This window comes from Mesorhizobium sp. M7A.F.Ca.CA.001.04.2.1, assembly GCF_003998485.1.
Taxonomy (GTDB): Bacteria; Pseudomonadota; Alphaproteobacteria; order Rhizobiales; family Rhizobiaceae; genus Mesorhizobium; species Mesorhizobium ciceri.
This window is the reverse complement of record NZ_RZQT01000137.1, coordinates 1-15646: the sequence shown is the minus strand read 5'-3', so window position 1 is coordinate 15646 and position 15646 is coordinate 1. Positions and strand designations below refer to the sequence as shown.

The following is a 15646-nucleotide window of genomic DNA, read 5'->3' as shown; positions in this document are numbered from 1 at the left end:
GAGGTAATCGATGAAGGACGTGCTGAAGGAACTCGAGCGCCGCCGCGAGATCGCCCGCATGGGCGGCGGCCAAGCGCGCATCGACGCCCAGCACAAGAAGGGCAAGCTCACCGCGCGCGAACGCATCGAGGTGTTTCTCGACGAGGGCTCGTTCGAGGAGTTCGACATGTATGTCGAGCACCGCTCGACCGATTTCGGCATGGAAAAGACCAAGATCGCGGGCGACGGCGTCGTCACCGGCTGGGGCACCGTCAACGGCCGCCCGGTCTACCTCTTCGCCAAGGACTTCACCGTGTTCGGCGGCTCGCTGTCGGAAGCGCATGCCGAGAAGGTCATCAAGGTGCAGGAGATGGCGCTGCGCAACCGGGCGCCGATCATCGGCCTCTACGATGCCGGCGGCGCGCGCATCCAGGAAGGCGTGGCAGCACTCGGCGGCTATGCCGAGATCTTTCAGCGCAACGTGCTGGCCTCAGGCGTCATCCCGCAGGTTTCCGTGATCATGGGACCGTGCGCCGGCGGCGACGTCTATTCGCCTGCCATGACCGATTTCATCTTCATGGTGCGCGACACCTCCTACATGTTCGTCACCGGGCCGGATGTGGTGAAGACCGTGACCAACGAGACGGTGACCGCCGAGAGTCTCGGCGGCGCCTCCGTCCACACGACGAAATCGTCGATCGCCGACGGAGCCTATGACAATGACGTCGAGGCGCTGCTGCAGATGCGCCGGCTGGTCGACCTGCTGCCGGCTTCCAACACATCGGAGCTTCCCGAGATCGAATGCTACCAGTCGGTCACCGACCATGATTTGTCGCTCGACCGGCTGATTCCCGACAACGCCAACAAGCCCTACGACATCAAGGAGCTGATCCTGAAGGTCGCCGACGAAGGCGATTTCTTCGAGATCCAGCAGAGTTTTGCCAAGAACATCGTCACCGGCTTTGGACGCGTCGAGGGCCGCACGGTGGGCTTCGTCGCCAACCAGCCGATGGTGCTGGCCGGCGTGCTCGATTCCGATGCCAGCCGCAAGGCGGCGCGCTTCGTGCGCTTCTGCGACTGTTTTTCGATCCCGATCGTCACCTTCGTCGATGTCCCCGGCTTCCTGCCCGGCACGGCGCAGGAGTATGGCGGCCTGATCAAGCATGGCGCGAAACTGCTGTTCGCCTATGCCGAGGCGACCGTGCCGAAGATCACCGTCATCACCCGCAAAGCCTATGGCGGCGCCTATGACGTGATGGCCTCAAAACATCTGCGCGGCGACATGAATTATGCCTGGCCAACGGCGCAGATCGCGGTGATGGGCGCCAGAGGCGCGGTCGAGATCATTTACCGCAAGGACATCGGTGATGCCGAAAAGATCGCAGCCCATACAAAGGCTTACGAGGATCGCTTCCTGTCGCCCTTCGTCGCCGCCGAGCGCGGCTATGTCGACGAGGTGATCATGCCGCACTCGACTCGCCGCCGCATCGCCCGGGCGCTGCGCATGCTGCGCAACAAGGACATGCAGAACCCCTGGAAGAAGCACGACAACATCCCGCTGTGAGGCGCCGGCAACTCACTCCTCTTCCGCCGCCCCGAACCCCGCTCCCATCGTGGCACGGACAGGGCTGCCCCATGGCGTTGCGTGGTTGTCGATGCGCATCTGGAAGATGAAATAGGTCGGCGAGCAGAAGCCGATGCCTCTGACCTTGCCGATGCCCGGCGTGTCCGGCGGCAGCGATTGGCACATATAGTCCTCGCGGCAGAAATGATCGGCCGAACAGGCCGGCCGGTTGCCGCGATTGACGGCGCCGCCAAGGCATTGGTCGAAATTGTTGGTGGCCACGCAGATGTCGAATTTCTTGCCGCCGACCAGCCCGCAAATCTCGTTCGGCATCGGCTTGCCGGCTTTGAAGGCCGCGAAGGAGCGGTCCTTGTCGTCGCAGCCGCGATAGGCGATGCCGCCAGGCACGCCGATCTTCGGCGGTCGGCAGGTGTAGGCGGTACGGGAAATGTCCGAGGCGAAGGCCGCGAACTGGCCCGATTTGCTGTAGCGGTCGTTGAAAGGCTGCGCCGCATTGCTGGCGATCGAGCCGGTCAGGCAGGGATGACCGGAAAACAGTTTTTCGCTGTCTTTCGGCAGCAGGCATTGCGCCAGTTTCGTGTGCACGCCCGAAGCGGTGGCCAGCGGCGTGCAGACGGTGCCGCCGCCGCATTGCCAGGTCGCGCCGAACCGCGCGGCATCTTCCGGCATCAGGCACGGCATGGCCATCTCGGCCGGCGCGTAGTCGACCGCGGCGTCCGTCCAGGCTGCCGGCGGCGCAAAGGAGAGCGGACGGAAGCGGTTCGGCTCCCTGCCCTCAGCTGTAGCGCGCAGCCAGGCCTGGCGGCGCGGGATCTCGGCATGAAGATGCGGCGAAATCCCGACCTCGATGCGGTTCAACGGCGATGTCGTCTCGTCGTCAAGGCCGATGAAATGGAAGCCGGCAGTGGAGCCGGCCTGATGGCAACCTTGGCAGGCGCCATTGTCCAGCCGCTCGACCAGCGCTTCCGGCGTGCGCACCAGTTTCAGCGTGGAATAATCGAGCGATGCGAATTCCTTGGGCTGGAACAATTGCGTAAACGGATGATTGGCCTGCCGCGCGCTGCCGAAGGTCGACCATGAGATGATCTTTCTGGCCAGGAACTCGTCGGGAATCTCATAGACGCCTTCGTCAACCGCCGGCAAATTGGCGCCGACATAGACGGCGAGCCGTGCCTTCAGCGCCGCATCCTGCGAAAGCCGTGCGGTGTCGGGCGTGTTCTCCAGCGGTTTTTCGCTGATATCGGCGCCATCGATGCCGAATATCCGCATGAGATAGGCCGCTTGGCCACCGAACTCGGTTTCCTGGCCGGAGGGGAAGCGCACCACCTGTGCGTTGAGCTCCAGCTGCTTGAAGGTGAGCCCAGCTCTCTCCAGCGGCCCGCCGGTCAGCCAGCCGGCATCGACGCTCTCGTCAAGCTGTGGCGTCCAGCGCCCGGCAACACCTACGCAGCCGCCATCGGCGTCGGGGGCGGCGCTGTAGACGGCATTGAAATTGAATGGCAGGCGCGACGCCAGCAGCTTGCCGTTTTTGCGAAAGCTGTAGGCCAGGCGGTAGATGAAGCGCACCTCGCCGCAGCTCCTGTCGCCTTGAAGCACCGCGAAGTCGCGACGATCGAGCCGGTTGACGACGCCGACCAGCCGGAAGCGCGCGGCGTCGGTCTTCAGCCAGCGCATGTCCATGATGCGGCCGACATTGCCGTCGGTGACTTCGTAGAGCGTCCGGCCGCCGGCTTTCATATCGGCACGCAGTGCCGCAACATCGGAGGCAACCGTTTCGACGATGGCATGATAGGCCGGCGCCTCGTCGTAAAGCGTCTTCAGACCGTCCTCGCCGTCGACCCCCAAAACATCGGCGAAACCGAAACCCCTGGCATCGAGTGCGGCGAGCACCGCCGGATCGTCGACGATCGTCACAGGACCTTCGGCGCGCGCCGTCGGCGCCATGAAGACAGCGATGAGGGTGGCAAGCAACAGAACGAGCGCGCGGCTCATTGGGCAGCCGTGCGCGCGTCGAAGAGTTCGCGCAACACCGGCACCAGTGCCAACGGCAGGTCCTCGGCGATCAGACCGGGTCCGAACCGGCTGCCGGCCTCAGCATGCAACCACACCGCCGCGCAGGTACCCTCGAAGGGCGGCATGCCTTGCGCCAGCAAACCGGCAATGATGCCCGACAGCACGTCGCCTGACCCGGCTGTGGCCAGCCACGGTGCACCGTTGGAGTTGATCGCCGCTTTGCCATCGGGCGCTGCTATGACCGTGTCGGCGCCCTTGTAGACGATGACGGCGTTGGCCCGCGCGGCGGCCGTTCGCGCCTTGTCCAATTTCGACATGGTTTTGTCCCCGGCGATATCAGGGAACAGGCGGCCGAATTCGCCCTCATGCGGCGTGACTATCAAGGCAGGCGCATTCGGCTGACGGGCAGCTTCGAACAGCGCCTGAGGCTGATGGGCCAGCGACGTGATGGCGTCGGCATCAAGAACCATCGCACTGGCGTGGTTCGCGGTCGCCTCGTCGCGTGCTTCCTCCTCCAAAGCTTTGATCAGCTGCAGGGCGAAATCGCCGACCTTGGGCTTTGGCCCAAGCCCCGGTCCGAACACCAGCGCTCCGGGATGGCGCGCCATTAGAAATTCCTGCACCTCCTCGAGCGAGCCCGCCTCGCGCAGCATGATCGAGGTCAGGTGCATCGCGTTCACCTGCATGGCATTGCCAGGCGACAGCACGGTGACCGCCCCTGCCCCGCTTCTGGCGGCGGCCAGCGCCGACAGCCGCGCCGCGCCCGTAGCACTTGGGCCGCCGGAAAAGACGCCGACATGGCCGCGCTTGTATTTGTGCGCATCCACCGCCGGCACGGGAAATTCCTGCAACCACAGGTCCGGCACATTCTCGAAGGTCGAGACGGCGAGCTGGGCGATGATGCCGTCGCCGATGCCGATATCGGCGAGCACGATCTCACCGCATTGCCCGCGCCCCGGCAGCAGCAGGTGGCCAGGCTTTTTCCGCGCGAAGGTGATGGTGACCTCGGCACGAAACGCCCTGCCCAATATGTCACCGCTGATTCCAGAGACGCCGGACGGCAGGTCGACCGCGACCACGGGCAGGCTCAGGGCTGTCACTGTATCGATGGCTTTCGCGGCGTCGCCGGACAGCGGCTTCGACAGCCCCGCCCCATAGAGCGCGTCGATCACGATCGAGCCAGGCTTGGCGTCAAAGTCAGACAGCGGCCGGGGCTTGATCGGGCATTCCGCGGCGGCGAGCGCCGCATCGCTTTCCGGCCTCGGCGCGCCGGATACCCAGACCGATGTGCCGACGCCGCTGCCGGCCAAGATGCGGGCAACGACATAGCCATCGCCGCCATTGTTGCCGGGCCCGCACAGCACATGGATGTGCTTTGCCGAGGGGTAGCGCTTGAGAACCTCGGCCGCGACCGCTCCACCAGCGCGCCGCATCAGGCCGATGCCGTCGGCTGGGCCGGCGGCAATCGTCAGCCGATCGGCCTCGCTCATTTCGGCCGGGGAAAGAAGTTCGTTGCTCATGGATTGCCGATCCGCATGCGATCAAGCATTGTCCGATTTCGATCCTAAGCAAACAAGGGGGAGTTGCCGAGATCTGCAGCCATAACGTTGGCACGAAAGCATCGCGGGCAGAAAATTGCCTGGGGGATAGGCAATATGCCCGATTTTTGTGCGGACGCGGGTGCTGGCGCTGTGTAGGCTCTGGCAGCCCATGCCGCTCCCGGTGCAGCGAATGACGCGAATTTGCATCCCGGTGCGGCGCGGCTTTGAAATCTTATGAGACCGCTTAGAATCCGCTGAATTGGCACAGTTCGTGCTTGATGGAGGCGCAAGCGGGGGGTCACAACCCGTTTTTTTGGCAGTGGAGGCCACTTTTTACATGAAAAAGATCGAAGCGATCATCAAGCCATTCAAGCTCGACGAAGTGAAGGAAGCGCTTCAGGAGGCCGGACTGCAAGGCATCACCGTCACCGAAGCAAAAGGCTTCGGTCGTCAGAAGGGTCACACCGAACTCTACCGCGGCGCCGAATATGTCGTCGATTTCCTGCCCAAGGTGAAGATCGAGGTCGTGCTTGGCGACGACGCGGTCGAAGGTGCGATCGAGGCCATCCGCAAGGCGGCCCAGACCGGTCGTATCGGCGACGGCAAGATCTTCGTTTCCAATATCGAGGAAGTCGTGCGTATACGCACCGGCGAAACGGGCATGGACGCGGTCTGACCGACCGCGCCATCCTCCAGAAAAACGTCATCATCAAAAAAAGTCATCACACAGGGATACACGACATGACGACAGCCAAAGACATCATGAAGCAGATCAAGGACAACGACGTGAAATTCGTCGACCTGCGCTTCACGGACCCGAAGGGCAAGCTGCAGCACGTGACGATGGATGTCATCGAGGTCGAGGAAGACATGTTCGCCGATGGCGTGATGTTCGACGGCTCGTCGATTGCCGGCTGGAAGGCCATCAACGAGTCCGACATGGTGCTGATGCCCGATCCGGAAACGGTCCACATGGACCCGTTTTTCGCGCAGTCGACCATGGTCATCCTGTGCGACATCCTCGATCCGGTTTCGGGTGAATCCTACAACCGCGATCCGCGCGGTACGGCCAAGAAGGCCGAGGCCTACATGAAGGCCGAAGGCATCGGCGACACCATCTTTGTCGGCCCGGAAGCCGAATTCTTCGTGTTCGACGATGTGAAGTACAAGGCGGATCCCTACAACACCGGATTCAAGCTCGACTCCACGGAACTGCCGTCGAACGACGACACCGATTATGAGACCGGCAATCTCGGCCACCGTCCGCGCATCAAGGGCGGCTACTTCCCGGTGCCGCCGATCGACAGCGCGCAGGACATGCGCTCGGAAATGCTGACCGTGCTCGCCGAGATGGGCGTGCGCGTCGAAAAGCATCACCATGAGGTGGCGGCGGCTCAGCACGAACTCGGCATCAAGTTCGACGCGCTGGTGCGCAACGCCGACAAGATGCTGATCTACAAGTATGTCGTCCACCAGGTCGCCAACGCCTACGGCAAGACGGCAACCTTCATGCCGAAGCCGATCTTCGGCGACAACGGCTCGGGCATGCACGTCCACATGTCGATCTGGAAGAACGGCAAGCCGACCTTCGCCGGCAATGAATACGCCGGTCTGTCGGAAAGCTGCCTGTTCTTCATCGGCGGCGTCATCAAGCATGCCAAGGCGATCAACGCCTTCACCAACCCGCTGACCAATTCCTACAAGCGCCTGGTGCCGGGTTACGAAGCGCCGGTTCTGCTCGCCTATTCGGCGCGCAACCGCTCGGCGTCCTGCCGTATCCCGTTCGGCTCGTCGCCGAAGGCCAAGCGCGTCGAGGTCCGCTTCCCCGATCCGGGCGCGAACCCCTACCTCGCCTTCTCAGCGCTGCTGATGGCCGGCCTCGACGGCATCAAGAACAAGATCCATCCCGGCCAGCCGATGGACAAGGATCTCTACGACCTGCCGCCGAAGGAGCTGAAGAAGATCCCGACCGTCTGCGGCTCGCTGCGTGAAGCCCTGCAGAGCCTCGACAAGGACCGCGGCTTCCTGAAAGCCGGCGGCGTCTTCGACGACGACCAGATCGACAGCTACATCGAGCTGAAGATGGCCGAAGTGATGCGCTTCGAAATGACCCCGCATCCGGTCGAGTACGACATGTACTACTCCGTCTGAGATTCAATCTCGGTCCAAGATTAGCTATAATGCTCAAGCCCTTGAAAGACGTCCCTCTTTCAAGGGCTTTTTGCTGCGCTCCAACAGGATTGCCAGCCGACCGGCATGCCTCGCCTGCACGGCAGCCGCGCATGGACAGCCGTATCCGCCTTTCGTCTTCGACGATCATAGGATGCCCGGATTCTTGGACCTACGGTCCATCGGAGCGGCCGGCTTTTGAGCGCGTCGCTTCAATCACAACTCGGCGGTGTTCAGTAAATGATCAAGGGAGGCGGTTCGGCCGCCAACGTCGGAGCCAGGAGCGAGCGGAGCACTGTCTCAGGCTACAGTGACCGCTCGTCCGGCGCCCACGCCAATGCCGCCGTTCAAGAAAACCCCGCCCGTCCGAACAGCATTGCGTGACGTAACCCCAAGCCCGCGAATACGCATGCCGTAGCGTGATCTGTCAACGCCGCCAGCCGGGTGGCGAATGACCGATTCCGTTGTATGAACAGATGCTTATGGAAGATCCATCGCCCCGGACAAGGGCTGGAAAAGGCGGTTTTCCGGGCTTTCTGGCGAGTGATCGCCGCAGACCCGCACGGCTGCGGCCGGAACTCACGGGCGATTAGCGACCGCCGGAACTGCCTGACTTTTTCTGGGTATGTTTTACCGGGAATGCAGTCAGCCGGGTAACGGCCAAAAAAGAACCCCGGCGCGAAACGCCGGGGTCCTCTTGTCATACAGTCCGAAACACTTAAGCGGCGGCTGAAACCTGAGCGCTTGCCGGAACCGAGGCGATCGTCTTCAGGATTTGCGAGGCGATCTGGTAGGGGTCGCCCTGCGAGTTCGGACGGCGGTCTTCCAGATAACCCTTATAGTCGCTCTTGATGAAGGAATGCGGCACGCGGATCGAGGCGCCACGGTCGGCAATGCCATAGCTGAACCGGTTCCACGGCGCGGTCTCGTGCTTGCCGGTCAAACGCTTGTCGTTGTCCGGGCCGTAGACGGCGATGTGATCCATCAGGTTCTTGTCGAAGGCCGCCATCAGCGCTTCGAAATAGGCTTTGCCGCCGACTTCGCGCATATAGGCGGTCGAGAAGTTGGCGTGCATGCCAGAGCCGTTCCAGTCGGTGTCTCCGAGCGGCTTGCAGTGGTATTCGATGTCGATGCCGTATTTCTCGGTCAGGCGCTGCAGGAGGTAGCGGGCCATCCACATCTGGTCGGCGGCCTTCTTGGAGCCCTTGCCGAAAATCTGGAATTCCCATTGGCCTTTGGCCACTTCGGCGTTGATGCCTTCGTGGTTGATGCCGGCGGCGAGGCAGAGGTCGAGATGCTCCTCGACGATCTGACGCGCGACGGAGCCGACATTGGAATAGCCGACGCCGGTGTAGTACGGGCCCTGGGGTGCGGGATAGCCGCTCTCGGGGAAGCCGAGCGGGCGACCGTCCTTGTAGAAGAAATATTCCTGCTCGAAGCCGAACCAGGCGCCCTCGTCATCGAGGATGGTGGCGCGCTTGTTTGAGGCATGCGGCGTGACACCATCGGGCATCATGACTTCGCACATGACCAGCACGCCGTTGGTGCGGGCGGGATCCGGATAGACCGCAACCGGCTTCAGCACGCAATCGGAGCTGTGCCCTTCGGCCTGCTGGGTCGAGGAACCATCGAAGCCCCACAGCGGCAGCTGCTCGAGTTCAGGGAATTCGGCGAATTCCTTGATCTGCGTCTTGCCGCGAAGGTTGGGGACCGGGGTATATCCATCGAGCCAGATATACTCGAGCTTGTATTTCGTCATTCTAGCCTCTCGTTGCTTGATCACCGAACACTGAACGGCGTCGACATGCGCCTGCCGTCAGCAGCCGGCCTGCCGCACTCTTAAAAAGCAATTCGTGTGCCATTCTTGGTCCGGAGGGTGCGACAAAATTGACGCGGCATCCACCGGAAGTCGGTGAGCCGCCTAAGCAATGCGCCCGGATCCATCACGGTCCTTATTTGCACAAATAGTGTGCAAATGCTGATCTTTTCATAGGCATATTGCCTAACTTGATTGCAGACCTTATCTTCGGGCCAAGTTGAATCGAAAAGGTTCGGCGGAAGAAAGGAACCCGGCAATGGAAGTCATTTCCACACGACCGTCGGCCAAAATTTTGATGTTCCCGGCGGCAGCGCGCCTCTCTGCCTCAAATTTGAGCGGAAAGGCTAAGTTTGCGGCAGAGCTTGCCTCGCTGCGTGATGCCCGCGCGGATTTCGGCGACGGCTGGTACCATGAGGCAGCCATCGAGGAAGAGGCCCGGGGCCGCAAGAGCTGACACAAAGGGCAGCAGCCCTCGCCAACGAATTGGCCTGAAAAGAAAAAGCCCGGCGCGATCGTTCGCGCCGGGCTTTCTTTTGAACGCGGGGGCTGCCTACTCCTTGGCGTGCAGGTCGGTGCCGAGCGTATCCTTGACGAAGATCATGCCGATGACCAGCGTTATAGCCGCGATCACCACCGGGTACCAAAGGCCATAGTAGATGTCGCCTTTGTAGGCGCTGAGCGCGAACACGGTTGCCGGCAGCAGGCCGCCGAACCAGCCATTGCCGATGTGATAGGGCAGCGACATGCCGGTGTAGCGAATGCGGGTCGGGAACATTTCGACCAGGATCGCCGCGATCGGCCCGTAGACCATGGTCACGAACAGCACCAGGATGAACAGGATGCCGATCGTCATTGGCCAGTTCACTGCTGCAGGATCGGCGAACATGGCGAACGCGCCGCCGCCTGGAATGTTGTAGACGGTGACTTCGGGTGCGCCCGCTGCCTCATCGGTGGTCAGCAGCTTGTCCTTGACCGCCTGGTCGATCGGCACCGTCGCCTTTTCACCGGCACGGATGGCAGCGGCGTCCAGCTTCAGTTCCGGGTTGGCGGCAACAAACGCATCGAGCTTCTGGTCCGCAACCTTGGCTGCCGCGCGCTTCAGCGGATAGCCGCCGTCCTGCAGCGACATATTGACGGCCTTGATGAAGGCCGCTTCCTTGGCCTTGGCCTGATCACCGGCGGCGATGGCGTCATAGGACTCGACCGTCTCGTTGCCGATTTTGACAGATGCGGGTGTGCCGGCGGCAGCCGTCGACACCACGTCATAGGGAACCGAGTTCTTGGTCAGGAACGAAGTCGCGATATCGCAGGATGTCGTGAACTTCGCCGTGCCAACCGGATTGAACTGGAACTTGCAGTCGCCCGGCGCCGCGGTCACCGTCGCCCTGGTGTTCTGCTGCGCCGTGGCGAGTGCCGGATTGGCAGCCCATGTCAGTGCCTTGAACAGCGGGAAGGTGCAGACAATCGCCAGCGCAAGGCCCGCCATGATGATCGGCTTGCGGCCGATCTTGTCGGAGAGCCAGCCGAAGACGACGAAGAAGATCGAACCGACCGCCAGGGCGACCGCGATCATGATGTTGACCGACTGCGCGTCGACCTTGAGCACGTTGGTCAAGAAGAACAGCGCGTAGAACTGGCCATTGTACCAGACCACGGCCTGACCGGCGGTGAGGCCGAGCAGCGCCAGCAGTGCAATCTTGGCGTTCTTCCATTGGCCGAAGGCTTCCGTCAACGGCGCCTTGGAGCCCTTGCCCTCATCCTTCATGCGCTGGAAGGTCGGGGATTCGGAAAGCGAAAGCCGGATCCAGATCGAGATGCCGAGCAGCAGGAAAGACACGATGAACGGAATACGCCAGCCCCAGGCAGCATAGTTTTCCTTGCTCAATGAAGCCTGTACGATCAGGATCACAACCAGCGATAGGAACAGGCCGAGCGTCGCGGTGGTCTGGATCCACGAGGTGTAGTAGCCGCGCCGGTTGTCCGGCGCATGTTCGGCGACGTAAGTGGCCGCGCCGCCATATTCGCCACCCAGAGCCAGGCCCTGCAGCATGCGCAGGATGATCAGGATCACGGGAGCGGCGATGCCCAAAGTGGCATAGCCGGGCAGCAAGCCGACCAGGAAGGTCGATAGGCCCATGATCGTCATGGTGACAAGAAAAGTATATTTACGGCCGACAAGGTCACCGATGCGGCCGAACAGCAGTGCGCCGAACGGGCGCACAAGGAAGCCTGCGGCGAAAGCCAACAGCGCGAAAATGTTGCGGGTCGCTTCCGGAATGGCTGGGCTGAAAAAGGTCGAACCGATGAACACCGCCAGCGAGCCATAGAGATAGAAATCATACCATTCGAAAACGGTGCCGAGCGAGGAAGCGAAGATGACTTTCTTCTCTTCCCGCGTCATGCCGCGGCTTGTTCCGCCGGCGGTCGATGCTATTGCCATTGCGTTATCCTCCCGTGAGACCCGTTCTCAATGCTGCGCGACACTGTCCGCGTTCTCCTCCGAGCACGGACTCAACGACAGCCATCGGGGAAAAATGACAGAAAGCGCCCGCCAAAGGCAGCGCGTCTTTGGGATTATGACTTTGGTATTAGGTGCGCTGCGGGATGAAACCGGGCGAGTTGGGAAACCCCTAGCCCTTGAGCGCTTGCAGCAGGCCGGCGGCAGCCATCATGTCGCGCTTGCGAGCCGCGCGGCGGGCAACGGCCTCCGCATCCTGCCCCCAATGCTCGATCTGCCAGTCCTCGTCGACATGAGCAGCGGCCCAGGCAGCCTCAGCGTCGATCTCGCCGAAATCGACAGCCAGCGCCAGCAGCGCCGAACCGGTCAGCGACGTCATCACATGAATGGCGGCGAGCCGCAGCGGCTCGGCGCGCTGGGCAAGATGGCTGCCCAGCACGGCGATGGTCACGCGCGGCTGTTCGACATGGATGATGCCCTCGGCCAGATTGAAACGTGCTCCGAGTGTCCTCGCCCAGTCGATCACCGGATCCCAATGCTGATTCTGCCGCTCCACCAGCCCTTGCGGTGCGTCGGCGCGATAGCAGGTGAGATCGGATGAGGCAAAGCGCAGGATATCCTCCAGCACCGCCTGCGGGTCGCTGGCGACGCCATCGATGGCCGTGTTGACGAGGCGCATCACCGGCATCCTCACCGGATCGATGGTCTCGCTTTGGGCGGCGAACTCGTCGGCGACGAGCGCGGCTGCTGCCTCGGTCGGCAGCACCAGCAGCGCCTTGCCCGGCGTCCGCACCGGCTTGCCGTCGAGATGCACGGCAAAGCCATTGTCGACAGGTGCCACAGAGGCGGCCTTGTAGAAGCGCTTGGGCAGAGGCGTCTTCATCTGGATCTGGGCGCGGCGCACAGGATCCGGGTCGGAGAGATACTTGCCCGCTTCGAGGTCGTTGAGGATGTCACGCATGAAGGTCTCTCTTACACCGGCGTCAGCTTGCGCGCCGGCCGGTTGACGATGATCAGGCCGGCGGCAATCAGGCCAAGTGCCAAGAAAATGCGCATGGTCAGCGGCTCATTCAAGAACATGGCTCCGCACAGCACGCCGAAAACCGGCGACAGGAAGGTGAAACTGGACAGGCCTGACGCCGGATAGCGCCGCAGCAGCCAGAACCACAGCACATAGGTGAAGGCGACGATGTAGACCGCCTGGAAAAGCAGCGCCAAGGTCGGCAGCACGGTCGGGTCGCGAACGGGCGGGCCGGCGAGAGGCAGCACCAATACGCCCACGATCGCTGCCCCGGCGAGCTGGTAAAGCAGCAGCTTCTCGGCGCTCGCCTCAACCAGCTTCGACCGCTTGATGAGGATGTTGGTCAAAGCCCAGAAGAATCCGGAGCCAAGGCTCAGCAGATCGCCGAACAGCATGTCTCCGCCGCCGCCAAGCTTGTCGGAAAACACCGCGGCAAGGCCGGCAAAGGCCAGCAGCAGGCCAAGGAATTTTCTCAACGTGATCTGCTCGCCGAGCAGGAAATGGCCGCCGAGCAGCATCCAGAACGGCATGGTGTTGACCAGCAGCGTGTTGCGGGCAACGGTCGTATGCTCCAGGCCGACATAGAGGCAAAGGAACTCGATGCCGAAAAGCGCGCCAACCACGATGCCGGCGAGCAAGGTCCCGTCGCGCGTGAAAAGCGCGATGCCGCGCCACCGGCACCAGGCAAAGACACACATGCCGCCGATGATCGAGCGCGCGATCGACAGGAAAACCGGATCATAGCCAGCGTAGGAGATCTTGGCGGCGACGTAATTCAGCCCCCAGGAAAAGGTCAGCCCGACCATGATCGCGGCGGCGGCCAGGTCGACCGTGTCGCGCCGGTCGAGCGCGTCGGTGGCGCCGCTCACGATCAGTCCTCCGCGCTGGCGTCGTCGAAGCCGATCAGGTTCCAGCTCTGGCGCATATGCGGTGGCATTGGCGCCGTGACATCGATGACGCCCTTGTCGGGATGCGGAATGATGATGCGGCGGGCGTGCAGATGCAGGCGGTTTTGAATGCCGCCGGGAAAGTCCCAGTTGGTGTCGGCCTCGAAATATTTCGGATCGCCCAGGATCGGGCAGCCGATGTAGGCGGCATGAACGCGAAGCTGGTGGGTGCGGCCGGTATAAGGCTCCATTTCAAGCCAGGTCATCGTCTGCGCCGCCTGCTCGATGATGCGGTAGTAGGACACAGCGTGATCGGCGCCCTTTTCGCCATGCGCGGCGACCCGCACGCGGTCACCGTCCGGCGTCGGCTCCTTGATCAGCCAGGTCGAGATCTTGTCCTCGCGCTTGGGCGGCACGCCCTTGACCAGCGCCCAATAGGTCTTCTTGGTCTCGCGGGCGCGAAACGCTTCCGAGAGCTTCATGGCGGCCAGTCGGGTGCGGGCGACGACCAGCACGCCCGAAGTGTCGCGGTCAAGCCTGTGAACCAATCTGGGCTTCTCGCCCTTCTGGTTGCGCCAGGCCTCCAGCATGTCGTCGACATTGCGGGTGACGCCCGAGCCGCCCTGCACCGCAAGGCCCGCCGGCTTGTTGAAGACGAAAACCTTAGGGTCTTCATGGATCAGCATTTTCGACAGGACATCGGCATCGCCCTGGTTGCGGATCGAGTGGCCGGTCAGCGCACTCTCGCCCTTCTTGTCAACCTCGAGCGGTGGGACGCGAACCATCTGGCCGGGCTCGACACGGGTGTCGGCCTTGACCCGGCCGCCGTCGACACGGATCTGGCCGGAGCGCAGAAGCTTCTGCAAATGGCCGAAACCAAGGCCCGGGAAATGGGTCTTGAACCAGCGGTCGAGCCGCATGCCCGCCTCGCCGGCTTCCACCGTGATCTGTTCAACGCCTGCCATGTTTTTTGTCGCTTATCCGTTTCCCGAGCAAAGCTCGGCCTGTTCTTGGCGCGGCAATAGCACTAAGGCAGGCTTCTTGCGAGCCAAAGTCCCAGAAACAGGGCGATAATGGCGCCAATGACGCTGGCAAGGGCATAAACCAGCGCAGGCAGCGTGGCTCCTCGCTCCCACAGCGTCGCAAAATCGAGCGAAAAGGCTGAGAAGGTGGTGAAGCCGCCAAGAATGCCGGTGGCAACGAACAGCCTGACCTCGTTCGATCCGCCACGGCGCATCATGGAGGCGATGAACAGCCCCATGGCGAAGGAGCCGATGACGTTGATGGCCATCGTGCCCCAGGGATAGTTGGGGCCGACAAAACGCAGCGCGCCGATGTTGGTCAGGTGGCGAATACCGGCGCCGACTCCACCACCGACGACGACGAGAAGCAGGTTGAACATCTTCGGTACTTCCCCGGGCTATTCAAATTCAGCCGATGCCGCCAGCTGCATTGAGCGATTGCCTGCTCAGGTCGTCCCGGCATTCTTCGGCTTGGTCGAACCGATCATCTTCCAGTTCTTGTAGAACATGGAATTGATGCGCTCGACGCTCACCGAGACGACGGCGAGCATGCCCGCGATGAGGCGGGGAACCGGGGATGGCCTGATAATGTCCATGAACACGCAGTAGCGGCGGCCGTCATACTCGTTGACCGAGCGATGCAGCAGCGTGTCGTCGAAGATGAACAGCGGATTGTCGTACCAGTAATTCTTGACACTGCCGCACTCGACGAAAATCTCCGACTTCACCGGGATCAGATTGTAGAGAATGCGCAGGCTGAGCCGCAACGGGCCGAAATGCCAGGACGTCGATTCGCGCTTGCTGAACACGGAAACGGCGATGGTCTTGATGTATTTGAAATCCTTGTTGAACTCGGCGACGTTGTCGATCTTGTGCTTGCCGTACCACTGGTAGACATACATGCCGCGCCGGCCGGCGCCGAAATTGGCATCGATATCGGCGATGATCTCATCCTTGCGCGCCTTGAAGATGTCCAGGACCTCGTTGACCTCGCGTCGATAGTCGGCGGGAAACTGATCCAGCTTCCACACGCCAGGATTTCTGTAGCACAGGAGGTCGACCAGCAGGTTGAACGGCGAAAGCAGCCAGGTGAACAGGCCGTTGCCGAGAAAATAGCCTGAGAACAGCGACAGATCCTTGCGGTCGTTGCGC

13 protein-coding genes are annotated in these 15646 nt (G+C 62.2%); 4 read left to right on the top strand and 9 right to left on the bottom strand.

Translation table 11 applies throughout. The features are described 5' to 3' along the window. Positions 1-10: 10 nt before the first annotated feature. The gene (locus EN955_RS28860) at positions 11-1543 is read left to right on the top strand and encodes an acyl-CoA carboxylase subunit beta (RefSeq protein WP_024505078.1); all 1533 of its coding nucleotides are present in this window, start codon (positions 11-13) and stop codon (positions 1541-1543) included. A gap of 12 nt (positions 1544-1555) precedes the next feature. Here the strand turns inward: EN955_RS28860 and EN955_RS28855 are convergent, their stop codons facing one another. Together EN955_RS28855 and EN955_RS28850 are read right to left on the bottom strand one after the other, a co-directional pair. Then, positions 1556-3556: a hypothetical protein gene (locus EN955_RS28855; protein WP_024505077.1), complete on the bottom strand. Its 2001-nt coding sequence runs from the start codon at positions 3554-3556 to the stop codon at positions 1556-1558. Continuing rightward, positions 3553-5097, bottom strand: a complete 1545-nt coding sequence (locus EN955_RS28850; protein WP_024505076.1) for an NAD(P)H-hydrate dehydratase — start codon at positions 5095-5097, stop codon at positions 3553-3555. The genes EN955_RS28855 and EN955_RS28850 overlap by 4 nt, the downstream gene beginning before the upstream one ends. Before the next feature lie 358 nt (positions 5098-5455). Between EN955_RS28850 and EN955_RS28845 the strand changes: the two genes are divergently transcribed. Both EN955_RS28845 and glnA read left to right on the top strand, forming a co-directional pair. Beyond that, positions 5456-5794 carry a P-II family nitrogen regulator gene (locus tag EN955_RS28845; protein ID WP_006205430.1) on the top strand — a complete coding sequence of 113 codons (339 nt, stop codon included), beginning with the start codon at positions 5456-5458 and terminating at the stop codon, positions 5792-5794. Positions 5795-5859: 65 nt separating this feature from the next. Continuing rightward, entirely contained in the window at positions 5860-7269 is a 1410-nt protein-coding gene (gene glnA, locus EN955_RS28840; protein ID WP_013531452.1) for a type I glutamate--ammonia ligase, read from the top strand. Positions 7270-8005: 736 nt separating this feature from the next. Here the strand turns inward: glnA and EN955_RS28830 are convergent. Then, a complete protein-coding gene (locus EN955_RS28830) occupies positions 8006-9046 on the bottom strand; it encodes a glutamine synthetase beta-grasp domain-containing protein (protein ID WP_013531450.1) in 1041 nt (346 codons plus the stop codon). A gap of 316 nt (positions 9047-9362) precedes the next feature. Here EN955_RS28830 and EN955_RS28825 point away from each other — a divergent pair, with 316 nt between their 5' ends. Continuing rightward, positions 9363-9560, top strand: a complete 198-nt coding sequence (locus tag EN955_RS28825; RefSeq protein ID WP_024505075.1) for a DUF2735 domain-containing protein — start codon at positions 9363-9365, stop codon at positions 9558-9560. A gap of 96 nt (positions 9561-9656) precedes the next feature. Here EN955_RS28825 and EN955_RS28820 read toward each other — a convergent pair whose 3' ends face one another. The 6 genes from EN955_RS28820 to EN955_RS28795 form a co-directional block, all read right to left on the bottom strand. Beyond that, positions 9657-11546 (bottom strand): MFS transporter, encoded by a 1890-nt coding sequence (locus EN955_RS28820; RefSeq protein WP_013531448.1) that lies wholly within the window; start codon positions 11544-11546, stop codon positions 9657-9659. 190 nt (positions 11547-11736) lie between these two features. Next, positions 11737-12525, bottom strand: coding sequence for an ATP12 family chaperone protein (locus EN955_RS28815; protein ID WP_024505074.1), 789 nt, complete (start codon positions 12523-12525; stop codon positions 11737-11739). An 11-nt stretch (positions 12526-12536) separates the two neighbouring features. Next, a complete protein-coding gene (locus tag EN955_RS28810) occupies positions 12537-13454 on the bottom strand; it encodes a DMT family transporter (RefSeq protein ID WP_024505073.1) in 918 nt (305 codons plus the stop codon). A 2-nt stretch (positions 13455-13456) separates the two neighbouring features. Beyond that, positions 13457-14437, bottom strand: coding sequence for an RluA family pseudouridine synthase (locus EN955_RS28805; protein WP_024505072.1), 981 nt, complete (start codon positions 14435-14437; stop codon positions 13457-13459). A 62-nt stretch (positions 14438-14499) separates the two neighbouring features. Further along, the gene (crcB, locus tag EN955_RS28800; RefSeq protein ID WP_024505071.1) at positions 14500-14874 is read right to left on the bottom strand and encodes a fluoride efflux transporter CrcB; all 375 of its coding nucleotides are present in this window, start codon (positions 14872-14874) and stop codon (positions 14500-14502) included. 66 nt (positions 14875-14940) lie between these two features. After that, the coding region (locus EN955_RS28795) for an aspartyl/asparaginyl beta-hydroxylase domain-containing protein (protein ID WP_164769918.1) at positions 14941-15646 on the bottom strand (706 nt) is incomplete at its 5' end.

What these genes read in the sequence shown, in the direction of transcription:
- EN955_RS28845 (WP_006205430.1), top strand. Translation starts at nt 5,456, where the DNA reads ATGAAAAAGATCGAAGCGATCATCAAGCCATTCAAGCTCGACGAAGTG.
- EN955_RS28860 (WP_024505078.1), top strand. Translation starts at nt 11, where the DNA reads ATGAAGGACGTGCTGAAGGAACTCGAGCGCCGCCGCGAGATCGCCCGC.
- EN955_RS28830 (WP_013531450.1), bottom strand. Translation starts at nt 9,046, where the DNA reads ATGACGAAATACAAGCTCGAGTATATCTGGCTCGATGGATATACCCCG.
- EN955_RS28825 (WP_024505075.1), top strand. Translation starts at nt 9,363, where the DNA reads ATGGAAGTCATTTCCACACGACCGTCGGCCAAAATTTTGATGTTCCCG.
- glnA (WP_013531452.1), top strand. Translation starts at nt 5,860, where the DNA reads ATGACGACAGCCAAAGACATCATGAAGCAGATCAAGGACAACGACGTG.
- EN955_RS28855 (WP_024505077.1), bottom strand. Translation starts at nt 3,556, where the DNA reads ATGAGCCGCGCGCTCGTTCTGTTGCTTGCCACCCTCATCGCTGTCTTC.
- EN955_RS28805 (WP_024505072.1), bottom strand. Translation starts at nt 14,437, where the DNA reads ATGGCAGGCGTTGAACAGATCACGGTGGAAGCCGGCGAGGCGGGCATG.
- crcB (WP_024505071.1), bottom strand. Translation starts at nt 14,874, where the DNA reads ATGTTCAACCTGCTTCTCGTCGTCGTCGGTGGTGGAGTCGGCGCCGGT.
- EN955_RS28815 (WP_024505074.1), bottom strand. Translation starts at nt 12,525, where the DNA reads ATGCGTGACATCCTCAACGACCTCGAAGCGGGCAAGTATCTCTCCGAC.
- EN955_RS28820 (WP_013531448.1), bottom strand. Translation starts at nt 11,546, where the DNA reads ATGGCAATAGCATCGACCGCCGGCGGAACAAGCCGCGGCATGACGCGG.
- EN955_RS28850 (WP_024505076.1), bottom strand. Translation starts at nt 5,097, where the DNA reads ATGAGCAACGAACTTCTTTCCCCGGCCGAAATGAGCGAGGCCGATCGG.